Annotated in this window: 6 protein-coding genes, 1 tRNA gene and 1 pseudogene; 4 read left to right on the top strand and 4 right to left on the bottom strand. The window is 47.4% G+C overall.

Going from position 1 to position 13,466, the window contains the following annotated elements; translation table 11 throughout:
* Window positions 1–85: 85 nt before the first annotated feature.
* Window positions 86–157 (bottom strand) — tRNA-Gln (locus ACLGGO_RS32785).
* Window positions 158–649: 492 nt separating this feature from the next.
* Here ACLGGO_RS32785 and ACLGGO_RS32780 point away from each other — a divergent pair.
* On the top strand, window positions 650–883 hold the full coding sequence (locus tag ACLGGO_RS32780; RefSeq protein ID WP_446337574.1) for a hypothetical protein: 234 nt from the start codon (window positions 650–652) through the stop codon (window positions 881–883).
* Here the strand turns inward: ACLGGO_RS32780 and ACLGGO_RS32775 are convergent.
* Complete coding sequence (locus ACLGGO_RS32775) at window positions 871–2,595, bottom strand: R3H domain-containing nucleic acid-binding protein (protein WP_446422458.1); 1,725 nt, start codon at window positions 2,593–2,595, stop codon at window positions 871–873. The two genes, ACLGGO_RS32780 and ACLGGO_RS32775, sit on opposite strands and share 13 nt — an antisense overlap.
* A gap of 121 nt (window positions 2,596–2,716) precedes the next feature.
* The gene (gene ldpA / locus ACLGGO_RS32770) at window positions 2,717–3,964 is read right to left on the bottom strand and encodes a circadian clock protein LdpA (RefSeq protein WP_446422457.1); all 1,248 of its coding nucleotides are present in this window, start codon (window positions 3,962–3,964) and stop codon (window positions 2,717–2,719) included.
* 550 nt (window positions 3,965–4,514) lie between these two features.
* Here ldpA and ACLGGO_RS32765 point away from each other — a divergent pair.
* The 3 genes from ACLGGO_RS32765 (at window position 4,515) to ACLGGO_RS32755 (ending at window position 12,983) form a co-directional block, all read left to right on the top strand.
* Window positions 4,515–7,958 (top strand): response regulator, encoded by a 3,444-nt coding sequence (locus ACLGGO_RS32765; protein ID WP_446422456.1) that lies wholly within the window; start codon window positions 4,515–4,517, stop codon window positions 7,956–7,958.
* 402 nt (window positions 7,959–8,360) lie between these two features.
* On the top strand, window positions 8,361–12,305 hold the full coding sequence (locus ACLGGO_RS32760) for a response regulator (RefSeq protein WP_446422455.1): 3,945 nt from the start codon (window positions 8,361–8,363) through the stop codon (window positions 12,303–12,305).
* Between the two features lie 84 nt (window positions 12,306–12,389).
* The gene (locus tag ACLGGO_RS32755) at window positions 12,390–12,983 is read left to right on the top strand and encodes a hypothetical protein (protein WP_446338326.1); all 594 of its coding nucleotides are present in this window, start codon (window positions 12,390–12,392) and stop codon (window positions 12,981–12,983) included.
* Window positions 12,984–12,992: 9 nt separating this feature from the next.
* On the opposite strand, the pseudogene ACLGGO_RS32750 reads toward ACLGGO_RS32755, so the two are convergent.
* Window positions 12,993–13,392, bottom strand: a pseudogene (locus ACLGGO_RS32750) (SDR family oxidoreductase); the annotation flags it as partial.
* Window positions 13,393–13,466 lie beyond the last annotated feature (74 nt).

The raw sequence follows: 13,466 nt of genomic DNA, 5'->3' as shown, positions 1-13,466 counted from the left end.
TGAAGAAACTTATACCGTTGAGTTTTGCCTAGGTTTGTTTACTTGTGAGCAGATATGACTAGGTTTTTGGAAGCGGTAGATGCGACTGGGGTGCTAGGATTCGAACCTAGGAATGGCGGGACCAAAACCCGCTGCCTTACCACTTGGCTACACCCCAAAGTGTGTACCTTGATTATATTAGCAGTTTTGGCAGGGAATATGTCAAGAGATTTGTGAAAATTGGCTAATTTGTCCTGGGTCAGGGAACAGATCGCTCAATTTCATCATTTATCATGCATTTACATAAAGAATATATAAATGTCAAGTTTTATTAAAGATCATTAACTTGTCTACCTCCATTCAAAATTTAATATAATCTTTATAGGACGATGAAATGCCCTATAATAAAGCATTGGCTGCTTTATTCAGGGTAAAGCGATGCTTTTACATATCTTCAGGTTAGGGGTAGCTATGTTCAGGGGTGGAACTATGTATGTGAACGTTTGTTAAAAAAAGGTAATTTTTTTAACGATAAAACAAGTTATCACAATGCCATCAGCCAAGGGAACCTCTACGGGAGATCTCTTGCTCAAGATGACTGTTGCTTAGAGCAATCAGTCACCGAACCTTACGTGACTTTCATCTACCGATTAACACTGGAGATTCACTGATGAGATTAATTCGCGAAATAGTACAAGAAGCACAAAAGACCGGTTATCTGACCGTGCAAGCTGAAGAACAACTGCGTCAGCTTTTAGTCAATAAATATGATATGGAAGACTTTACCGCCTTTATCCAATTGCAGCAAGCTGTGATGGAAGAACGGGTGAAGCAAGAGTCTCGTGAGCTACTCTACACATTATCCTCTTGCCACACCCCTATCCCTTGCCATCAAGCGGGGTAGATTCTCAAGCGGCGATTGGGTTCATCGCCAAAACTATCAGACTTGAGGCGATAGTGTTCAACCAGTTCATGCTGCATCTTCCGTACTTTTGGCGATCGCGGAAGTAACTCGACGGGTTGTCCATTGGGAATCACAATTTGCTCAACAGCTAAACGTGCTTCTTCAAGCGCCTCAATCTCATCATCACTTCCACTTTGGGTAAACAACCGCAAATCCGCCGTATCGGGGGTTCCGGGGTCATCCATATCCAACATACGCCGCAGGGCGCGAGTCACTTGGGGAATGGTGCTAGCTTTAACCGCGTGAATGGGAATTTGACGGGAGCGAGCAATTGAGCGCAGTTTTGAGTGACTTTTAACGTGCGATCGCAAGCCCAAAATCGCATCAGCACTATCCATGTCTTTCGTTAAAACAACGGGTAAATTTAGGACTCGGATCACCTGCTCAATTTGATGGCGACTCACCCCATAAGGATAGATATGAAGGGGCAAATCCTCACCATTGGGTCCAATAGTGTCTACAACCTCATCAACGGGGCTAGCTTGTTGCCAAGAATCATGGAGCAGCTGATCAAAGTAACTCGTTTGAGCCGAAGACGGCGATGAGGAGCGCGACAGAGGCTGCATCTGTCCCGACGAACGCCAGCCACTGGGTTTAGCCACTAACCCCGACGGGTTATGGCGTTCCAAGGGTGCGGGCGCATCAGGAAATTCATGGGTAATAATCACCTTATTCTGTTCATCCACTGTCCGCACTTGGGGATTCGGTTTACGTCCCCGCAGCAGGGAATCCACCGTATCCGCCACACTTTCATGTACTACCCAGCGCTGACGCTCCAGCATTTCGACAGCAATCTCAAACGTGGGCGGTGCTTTGCGTTCTAATACCGTTTTTTGAGAACCCCGGCGTCTGGCTTCATCATCACCCAGAGTTACCGCTTGAATCCCACCGACTAAATCAGAGAGCGTGGGATTTTTAATCAGATTCTCGATTTGGTTTCCATGAGCCGTACCCACTAACTGCACCCCCCGTTCCGCGATTGTGCGGGCGGCGAGGGCTTCGAGTTCGGTGCCAATTTCATCAATGACAATCACTTCGGGCATGTGATTTTCCACCGCTTCAATCATCACCTGATGTTGAAGTTCCGGACGCGACACCTGCATCCGCCTCGCTCTACCAATAGCAGGATGAGGAATATCTCCATCACCAGCAATTTCATTGGAGGTATCAATAATCACCACCCGTTTTTGCAGATCATCAGCCAGCACCCGGGCAATTTCGCGTAACGCCGTCGTTTTGCCCACACCCGGACGTCCCAACATCAAAATTGATTGACCTCGTTCCACGAGATCTTGAATCATACCAATAGTGCCAAACACGGCTCGTCCGACGCGACAGGTTAACCCGATAATGTCGCCGGGACGATTGCGAATCGCGCTAATCCGGTGTAAAGTTTTCTCCAGTCCGGCTCGATTATCTCCACTGAAATGCCCAACCCGCTCAACACAATAGTTTAATTGTTCAGCGGTGACGGGTATATCTGATAGATATTCGGCGCCAGATGGGAAACGTACCTCAGGAAACCGACCCAAATCCATCACCACTTCAATTAAATTGTCTAAATTGTCGCGATGGGGGTGTTGCTCTAGGATTTGGCGAATATCCTTGGGCAAAATATCCAGTAACTTTTGGAGATCCTCAGTAATCTGCATCCCAGCTAAATTGGTGGTGTTGGATAATTCTTGATTGGATAACGATTGGGGATGGGATGGGTTCATCCCGTTGGCATTCACCATAGGCTTGTATGTGAAAAAGAGCGATCGCTGTTGGTTATCAAAGGGATAGTTCCGGTTGATTTTGGCTCAAAGCAAAAACAGGCTTAGGGACAGACTTCAATGGGGACACCAGAGAATGGGCGATGGCTACGGCTTTGAGCAGCCGCTGCGGATCATTTTCCAGGTTTGCCCTTGATGATAATGGAAATGATTGGGAATTGATATCATGATTTGCTTCATGGTATTGATCGAGTTGGTCTAAAATCGGAGTAAGTAATACCCGGGCATAGCTACCGTAAGCCACACCCGCGACAAAGGGCTTTACTGGATTAGCAGCAGATTCCTCCGTTGTTCCCAGGGTGAGGAGTCCGGCTGCTTTGAGTTTACTGACGGTATGGTGATTGGTTCCACCCGCCAGTTGCACGAACCCTGGTAAATTGGCTGATAACGCTTTTTGGGCTAGCTTCACGGCTTTTCGAGTTGTTCCGATACCAATATCACCGCTCATTGGCTTACCATCGGTTTGCCAGATTAGGGGACAAGGTAAGGGCGCGATCAGATGGTAAAGTTCCCACAGATAATCAATGAAGCCCTCACCATCAGGACAACTGATAGCCAGCAACTTCAGGGTATGAATCCAGGGTGCGATCGCGCCCCAGAGTCGTTTAAAATCTGTAAAATGTCCTACTTGAGTATGAATTTCCAGGGCATCAACTTCGTTTTTGAGAATTACTTCAGCCAGGGTTGTGGGTGTGGATACGTAGGATCGAGTATATACGAGTTGACTGGGGCAAACGGGTAAGCAACGTCCACAGCCATAACAGCGTTGATCGATAACACCGGAGAATCCCTGGGGTGAGTGAGGGGAGTTGAAGGGTTGATCTGGCTCCCACTGGCGGAGAGTTTCCGCCTGAGTTGGCGGTTGCTCGAAGACAATCGCTTGAGCCGGACAGATGGTTTGGCAAGGGCGGGGACAGTCTGGGGGACAGGCATTCGGATTAAATTCAGCTTTGCGAAAATGGGGATCTTCTCCATCATTTAAACTGACCATTAACCAGGGTTGGTTACGGTATCCCATACCTTGTGCTTGACCGGACTCTACCAGGCTTGTCGCCACCTTTAAGGCTGTCTTTGCCGCCGCAATGACGGCGGGGTCAGCTGCCACATCAATACAATCAGCCCCAGCTAGAGTATACGCCAAGGTGAGGTTACGAACGGCAGGGAGGTGCTGAAAACTGGCGCCGCAGATGAGCTTGAACCAGTTACCTTCCCTTAGGGATTGTAAGGGATTGTACAGTTTAGTCACCCTTATATGCTAAATCCTTGTGCCAAAAATGGGGAGAGGAGTTTCTGCACAAACTTATGGGACAACAAGCTGTAGGCTTTTGAGTTAAGCTTGGGAACTATCCTGCGATCGCGACGCCTATCGGTTCATTTCGCCATATCTAGGCGGTTGATTTGGCGTTTCCCCTAAATCTGGGGGGTAAATCCCGATGGGGTATTTCTCATCCCCGACATGAATGAACCTGGATTTAATGTTTAAGTTTTGTAACATTAATGAATCCGGTTGACCCCGCCGACAGTAGGAGTTTGGTAACCAAACCCTTTGAAGGATTCCCCATTCCCACAAAAAGACCCCGCTCTGTTCATTTGGCGGAGTCAACCTTAACTCTCTACTACACTAAAAAGACTACTGTAATCCCAGGGTGAGATCTATGAAGTTTCGGTAAAGTTCCGGGAGAAAACTTTAAAGATTCTGTAAAGCCACAGCTTACGGTAGAGTCGGGAATAATCTGGACTGAAATAATGGGGAATCATAGAAAACCCATCCAAACGTTGGCAAGGGTGTTTACCAAATGACTTTATTACCGTTTTCCTTTATCCCCCATGGGCATTGCTACTTGTGGCAGACTAATCTCGTGTCCCTTCATGTTGCGTCTGACTCATTAATTGCCCTAGCGTACTATTCCATTCCCGGTACTCTGCTGTATTTTGTGAATAAGAGACGGGATATTCCCTTTCCCAAAGTCTTCTTCCTCTTTGGCGCATTCATTATTGCCTGTGGCATGACCCATGTTATGGGAGTATGGACACTTTGGTATCCCCATTATTGGCTATCGGGTGGAATTAAAGCCATAACCGCCTTAATTTCCTGTTATACAGCATTAGCCCTGATTCCCCTAGTTCCCCAAGCGTTAGCCTTACCGAGTCCCGCTCAACTCGAAGCCGCCAACCAAGCCTTAGAAACGCAAATTCGCGATCGCCAACAAGCTGAAGCCGAGGTGCGATCACTGAATGCACAACTTGAGGAGCGTGTCAATGAGCGAACCAAAGAACTCCAACAGGTGAATCACCAATTAGCCGATCAAATCCAGGAACGCATTCACGCTGAAGACGCGCTACGCCAAGCCGAAGAAAAATATCGTAGCATTTTTGAGAATGCCGTAGGTGGCATCTTCCAAACCACACTCGATGGACGCTATCTCAGTGCCAATCCCGCATTGGCGCGAATTTATGGCTATGCTTCACCTGATGAGTTAATTAACCACATTACCGATGTTGAACATCAACTGTATGTGAATCCCAGCCAGCGCCGCGAGTTTATCCGCTTAGTCCACGAACAGGGTGCAGTCTCTGGGTTTGAATGTCAAGTGTATCGTCGAGATGGCAGTATCATCTGGATTTGTGAGAACTCTCGTGCTGTGCGTGATCATCAGGGAGCGATCTTATATTATGAAGGTTCCGTCGAAGATATTACCGCTCGCACCCAGGCGCAGAAGCAGTTACAAGCCAGTGAACAAAAGCTGCGTCAGGTTATAGACTTAGTACCCCATTTTATTTTCGCCAAGAATCGGGAGGGTGAGTTTATTCTCGTCAATCAGGCGCTAGCCGACGCCTATGGCACCTCTGTCGAACATCTGCTGGGACGAAATGAGACAGATGTGGCGTCTATCCCCGAACAAGTGCATCGCTTCCGCGCCGATGACATAGCCGTGATTGATCAACGAGAACGAAAATATATTCCTGAAGAAATTTTAACCGATGCTCAGGGCAAGATTCGCATTTTACAAACCACGAAAATGCCCTTCTATCTCAATGACTCAGACACCCCCGCTGTTCTGGGTATCTCTATTGAGATTACCCAACGCAAACAAGTCGAACAAGAACTGCGTGAAAGTGAAGCCGCGATTCGGGCATTATATAATTTCACATCCTCCGTCGAACTGGATTTTGACCAATGCCTGCAAAACCTGTTGGTAATGGGACGCGAGCAGTTTAACCTAGAGATTGGCATCCTATCTCAAGTCACCGACAATCAGTATCACGCGATCGCGACTGAGTTACCCAATCACCTCAATCCCAAAGGAGTTCACCTGGATTTAAGCCAAACCTATTGTCACGCCACGCTGCAAGCCAATCAACCCCTGTCTATTCCCGCCGCCAGCAATAGTGAGTGGCGTGATCATCCCTGTTATCAAACCTTTAAACTGGAAGCCTATCTGGGTGTCCCGGTTGTTGTCGCAGGTCAACCCTATGGTACCCTGAGTTTTTCTAGTGTCACCCCCCGCCACAAACCCTTTAAAGCACTCGATATCGAACTATTACGATTAATGGCACAATGGATTGGTGGGGAAATCGAACGCCAACAAGCCGCCAAAGAACTCGCCGCCGCTCGCGACGCCGCTCTGGCTGCAACTCAGGCAAAAAGTGAATTTCTGGCAACCATGAGCCATGAGATTCGTACACCGATGAACGGTGTGATTGGCATGACGGGATTGCTACTGGATACCCAACTGGATGCAGAACAGCAGGAATTTGTGCAAATTATCCGCAATAGTGGCGATACGTTGCTCACGATTATTAATGATATTCTCGACTTTTCCAAGATTGAATCCGGCAAACTGGACTTAGAAGAAATCCCCTTCGATTTGCGAAACTGTATCGAAGAATCCCTGGACTTGCTATCCACCAAAGCCTCTGCCAAAAACCTGGAACTCGCTTACCAATTCCCGCCTCAAACCCCCAGAACCTTTATCGGCGATGTTACCCGTGTGCGCCAAATTCTGGTGAATTTACTCGGTAATGCCGTTAAATTTACCCAGGCGGGGGAAGTGGTGGTTTCGGTAACAGCGCATCGGTTAGCCGCAGCGGAAATGGAGTCGGATTCGGTTGCTGTTTCATCTGCCACTCCCCCCCGCTATCGGTTACAATTTGCGGTGAAGGATACGGGTATTGGTATTCCCCAGGATCGATTAGACCGTTTATTTAAACCCTTCAGCCAAGTGGATTCCTCCACCAGCCGCAAATATGGCGGCACTGGGCTGGGACTGGCTATCTGCAAACAACTGAGTCAAATTATGGGCGGTACGATGTGGGTAGACAGTAAGGTGGGTGTGGGTTCAACCTTTTATTTTACGGTGATGGTAAATGGCGTGGTTGAGGCTGAATCGGAAACGGAACTGGCTAAGTCGTCTTTAGTCGGGAAGCGATTGCTAATTGTGGGTGAAACTAGCACCAATCGTCAAATTTTGCTCCAGCAGAGTCAGGTATGGCAAATGCATCCCCAAACAACGGAGTCGAGAACCCAAGTGATGGAATGGTTGCGTGGGCATGAACCCTTTGATCTGGCGATTCTGGATGGGCAGATGTCCTCAACGGATGGATTGAATCTGGCTGTAGCGATTCATCAGCAACCCGGGTATCAGGATTTACCTTTAATTTTGTTAACCTCCATTGGCACGACTGATCTAAGTGAGCCCAGTGTCAAGGAGCATTTTACCGCAATTCTGACCAAACCGATTAAACAGTCTCAACTGTATGATGTCATGAATCAGGTTTTGGTGGGCAAGCCGATTCCGATGAAACCCGCGTCCCTTTCCTCCCAGATTGATCCGCAAATGGCGCAGCGTCTACCCTTGCGAATTCTGGTGGCTGAGGACAACGCGGTGAACCAACAAGTGGTATTGCAGCTACTCCACCGCATGGGGTATCGAGCCGATGTGGCGGGGAATGGCTTGGAAGTGATTGAAGCCCTACACCGTCAGCCCTATGATGTGGTATTAATGGACGTACAAATGCCAGAAATGGATGGATTAGCAGCAACCCGTTGCCTAGTCAGGGAATGGTCAGCTACAGAACGTCCACGAATTATTGCCATGACTGCCAATGCTATGCAAGGCGATCGCGAAACTTGTTTAGCCGCTGGTATGGATGATTATATCAGTAAACCGATTCGGGTACAAGAATTAGTTCGGGCGTTGAGCCAAATGTCCACGGCTGGAGTGTCAATTTATAAGTAGGGCTGGCTGCACAACTCCAAATTTGTCATTTGTCATTTGTCATACTCGCTTCCTTTGAGCAGCAAGCTACGTCATTCGTCAAGCCAAAATGTTTATTATAGATAAAGTATTCCATGTTAGAGGATAAAGAGTTCTGACAAGTTGTGCTACTAAATAGACAGAAACGGGTGATTTACCATTAGCTTTTAATCTTTCGCCATTTCCTACAGGAAACGGAATTCAATCAAACTATCCCTGATTTCCTTTGTTTCGACAGCAGCTTGAACTTGGTGTCCCCCAATCAAGGGAGCCAGGGCGCATCGCTATGCGCTCCTACCCTCAATCGGCTCACAGCCAAACAACATGGAGTATTCACTCCCTTGAATAAGCGAGTAAATCCGCTGGATTACTGAAGGACTGACAATGCCAGATTTGTTACCAGTACTATTGTATATTCCCCACGGTCATTGCTACTTATGGCAAACGAATTTAGTCTCCCTACATGTTATTTCTGACGCCTTAATCGCCCTGGCTTATTTTTCAATTCCGATTACTCTGCTTTACTTTGTTAACCAGCGACAGGATATTCCGTTTCCCAAAGTATTTTTCTTATTTGGTGCTTTTATTATTGCCTGTGGGATGACTCATCTCATGGGAGTCTGGACACTTTGGTTTCCACATTATTGGATCTCGGGGTTGATTAAAGCGTTTACGGCTCTGGTTTCCTGTTACACAGCGTTAGTCCTGATTCCGCTGATTCCCCAAGCCTTAGCGCTACCTAGCCCTGCTCAACTCCAAGCCGCAAATCAGGCGCTGGAAATTGAAATCCATGATCGCAAGCAAGCAGAAGCGGCGGTGCGTACCCTAAATGCTCAACTTGAGGAGCGGGTGAATGAGCGCACTCAGGAATTGACACAGGTAAATGAGAAATTAGAACGGGAAATTAAAGAACGTATTCAAGTCGCCGAAGCCCTGTTTGAAGCCGAAGAAAAATATCGCAGTATCTTTGAAAACGCGGGTTGGGGTATCTTCCAAACTACCCCCGATGGATGTTATCTTAGCGCTAACCCGGCTTTAGCTCGGATTTATGGCTATACCTCCCCCTCCGCCCTGATTAGCCGACTCACCGATTGTGAACATCAACTCTACGTCGATCAAAACCAACGCGCTGAATTTAAACGCCTGATTCATCAACAGGGTGCTGTATCCAGTTTCGAGTCTCAAGTGTATCGCCAAGACGGGAGTATTATCTGGATTAGTGAAAATACTCGTGCGGTGCGGGATGGGAATGGTGTGCTGCTGTACTATGAAGGTTCCGTCGAAGACATTAGCGCACGCAAGCAAGCCGCCGAACAGTTACAAGCCAGTGAGCAAAAGCTGCGTCAAATCATTGACCTTGTCCCTCACTTTATTTTCGCCAAAAATCTAGATGGACAGTTTATCTTAGTTAATCAAGCGATCGCAGATGCTTATGGGACGACGGTAGAACACCTGCTCAACCAGAAAGACGAGGACTTTATTCAATCCCCCGAACAACTGCGCCGCATTCGGGAAGAAGAACAGCAAATTATCCAACATGGACAACCCAAACACATCCCAGAGGAAAGGGTTACCGATGCTCAGGGTAACATTCGCATCGTGCAAACCACCCGCATTCCCTTCTATGTCACCGGCTCAGCAACGCCGGCAATTTTAGGCATTGCCATCGATATTACCCAACGCAAGCACATTGAGCAAGAACTGCGAGAAAATGCGGCGACAATTCGCGCCTTATACGAAGTCACAACCGCACAAAATTCTAACTTTGAGCAAAAGCTACAAAACTTACTGGCAATGGGACGCCGCCAGTTTAATCTGGATGTAGGTATCCTCTCTCATGTAGAAAACATTGACACCGAAAATGGGCGTTATGAAATCATCGCCGCCCAAATGCCCAATAATTTGAGATTTACAGGGGTCACTCTTGAGCTAAAACAAACCTACTGCGCCGAAATCTTACACGCCAAAAAGCCCCTGTGTATCCTCTCGGCTAGCACCAGCCAATGGCACAATCACCCCGGTTACAAGATTTTCCAAGTTGAAGCCTATATTGGTGTCCCTGTGGTTGTCGCTGATCAACTCTATGGTACGCTCTGCTTCGCTAGTCTCACATCCCGACAAAAGCCATTCAAGGACATAGAAATTGAACTTTTAAGACTCATGGCGCAGTGGATTGGTGGAGAAATTGAGCGTCAGCAAGCTTCACAAGAATTGGCACAAGCTCGCGACGCAGCTTTAGCCGCGACTCGTGCCAAAAGTGAGTTTCTCGCCACCATGAGTCATGAAATTCGCACGCCGATGAATGGGGTGATTGGGATGACTGGGCTGCTGTTGGATACGCCGTTAACCCATCAGCAGCAGGAATTTGTCACCACAATTCGCAATAGTGGCGATAGCTTACTCACCATTATTAATGATATTCTCGACTTCTCCAAAATTGAATCCGGCAAACTGGAGTTGGAAAAAGCCTCCTTTGATCTGCAAGTTTGTGTTGAAAATTGTCTGGATCTATTAGCAGCTAAAGCCAGTGATAAGAACCTCGAACTAGCCTATCAAATCACGCCCCAAACCCCCAGAATGGTTGTCGGCGATGTGACCCGCTTACGGCAAATTCTGGTTAACCTCTTAAGTAATGCGGTTAAATTTACCCAATCGGGGGAAGTGATTGTTTCACTCAGCGCCGAGAAACTCGACTATGAGCAATGGGAGCATCGGGAAACAACGACTAGCACTGATTCTCCAACCCTATCCATTACGCCCTCAGCAGCTACCCCCCATTACCGGATTCAATTTGCCGTTAAGGATACCGGAATTGGCATTCCCCCAGAACGATTAAACCGTTTATTCCAACCCTTCAGTCAAGTAGACTCCTCAACCACCCGTAAGTACGGTGGCACAGGGTTGGGACTCGCCATCTGTAAGCAATTATGTGAAATGATGGGCGGCACAATGTGGGTAGAAAGTCAAGATGGAGTGGGTTCAACCTTTTACTTCACCGTTGTGGTTCCGGCTGAACCTAGCACCCAAGTTAATAGTAATCAGGTTTGTCAGTTGGAACTTGACGGTCAACGCCTGCTGATTGTGGATGATAACGAGACGAATCGCAAGATTTTAATGCGACAAGCTCAAGCTTGGGGGATGGAATGCTATGCGGCGCAATCGGGTATTCAAGCCTTAGACTGGCTGCATCAGGGGGAACGGTTTGACCTTGCCATTTTAGACATGCAGATGCCGGAGATGGATGGGGTGACATTGGCTTTGAAAATTCGTAAACTTCCCGGTTGTCAAAGCCTACCTCTGGTGATGCTGTCGTCTCTGGGTGAGTTGCAAGTCGAGGAACCGGATATGAAGCAGAAGTTTGCTGGGTTTCTGACTAAACCAATTAAACAGTCTCAACTGTGTGATGTGCTGATGCAAGCAATGGCAGGGGTACCGATTAAGGTGAAAGTCCACAGCGCCAAAACGCCAGACATTGACGCCAAGATGGGTGAACGTTTACCCCTACGGATTTTACTGGCAGAAGATAATCAGGTGAATCAGCAGGTGGCGTTGCATCTGCTGCAACGGATGGGGTATCGAGCCGATGTGGCGGGGAATGGTTTAGAAGTTCTAGAAGCGCTACGGCGTCAGCCTTATGATGTGGTATTTATGGACGTTCAGATGCCAGAAATGGATGGGTTAGAAGCATCCCGTCGTATTTGTCAAGAGTGGTTGGATTTAAATGGGGATACTCAATCGAAACGTCCTCGAATAATTGCCATGACTGCGAATGCTATGGTAGGCGATCGCGAAATGTGCCTTGAGGCTGGTATGGATGATTATATCAGCAAACCTATCCGCATCGAGGAATTGGTGGAAGCGTTAAAAAAAGCCTGTAGAGATGTGAAGGTGGAACGTCTGGAAGATCCTAGAGAGATTCCGGTGAAACATCTTAATGATACAACCCCATCGGATAGCGCTAAGGCGGTGGGATTGGATGTGTCAAATAAACCTGTGTTTGATCCCGTAATTTTTCAACAATTACGTGAGATGCTTAATCAAGAGGACGTATTAGCCGAAGTGATTAAGCGTTATCTAGAGGACGCCCCGAAACTCTTACAAAACCTGTCTGATGCCCTCACTCAAGGACAAACTGAACTGCTCCAACGGACAGCTCATACGTTGAAGTCCAGCAGTGCTATGGTAGGAGCCACCCGTCTGGCTCATTTGTGTCAGGAATTAGAAGCCAAGGCGGAGAGTAACACCGTTGAGGTGAAAGCGGTGCTAGTGTCCCAGATTAACGCTGAATATGAACCCGTGACAAAGGTTTTAGGGCAAAAAAGTTCGTAGTCAGGACTTTAGCCCTAGATTCTGTTGGGTTTCCTAAGGTCAACCCAACCTACAACTATTCCACTATTTTGGTATAGTCATTTTATGACCACAGACTTAACTGATCCGACACTTGATCACGCGATCGCGTCTTTAACCACGCCTTCTACCAAACCCCCTGCACCAGAGGCTGTGGTTGAGATGCTGTTAACCGCAGAAAAGACAGCAAAACAGACGAAAGTGCGCCATAGCTACTCTCAGTTGCTGGGAACATGGCGATTGGGATTTATCACCGGAACCAAACGCTCTCGTCAACGTGCTGGTGTTGTTTTGGGTGCGGGACGGTTTTTGCCGAAATGGGTGAAGATTCAGTTATCCTACTTTCAGTCACAAGCCAATCCAGAGCAAGGAACTGTAGCCAATTCTGTGGAACTTGGATCTGTGCAACTGGTTGTCACAGGACCGACTCAGTTTTTTTCCAATACAAATATCCTCGCTTTTGATTTTACCCGCATGAAAGTGTCTTTATTTGGTTTAAGGTTATATGAAGGATATATTCGCGGTGGTCAAGAGCGAGAGGCTTCTTTTTATGATAAACCTTTAAAAGATAAGGCATTTTTTACCTATTTTCTCGTCGAAAACCGTGCGATCGCGGCGAGAGGACGCGGTGGTGGGTTAGCACTGTGGACAGCATTGTAGAGGCGGGTTTTACCGATTTAGACTAGAAAACAGTGCTATCCAATCAATTTTCGCGGGTCTTGTGCCTTTATTGACTAACTCAAACACCTTTCCCTCTGTCACCGGATTATCGATACATTCAACGCAGGCGGCGGCTACGTCAATTCGACTGGTTTCACCTTCTAGAGTATCGCCTGTTCCTACCACGACGCCTAATTTTCCGTTTGTTTTGGCTTTCACTAGCGTGTTTAAATCATAAGAGGTGTAAGGACCATCGATTGCCAGTACAACAGATAATGTGAGTAATATTCTGGGTAGCGGTGGGAAGAGTGGCTGGCTGACGGATATCGCCAATGGCAATTTCCACCCGGTTATTAAACATAGTCCGAGCTTTTTCAGCGCTGCGGGTGAGTACGCGCACGGGAAAACCGCTTCCAAAAACCTAGTCATATCTGCTCACAAGTAAACAAACCTAGGCAAAACTCAACGGTATAAGTTTCTTCA

The sequence above is a fragment of the Coleofasciculus sp. genome, assembly GCF_046565525.1.
GTDB lineage: Bacteria > Cyanobacteriota > Cyanobacteriia > Cyanobacteriales > Coleofasciculaceae > Coleofasciculus.
This window is presented reverse-complemented; position numbering and strand designations above follow the sequence as displayed.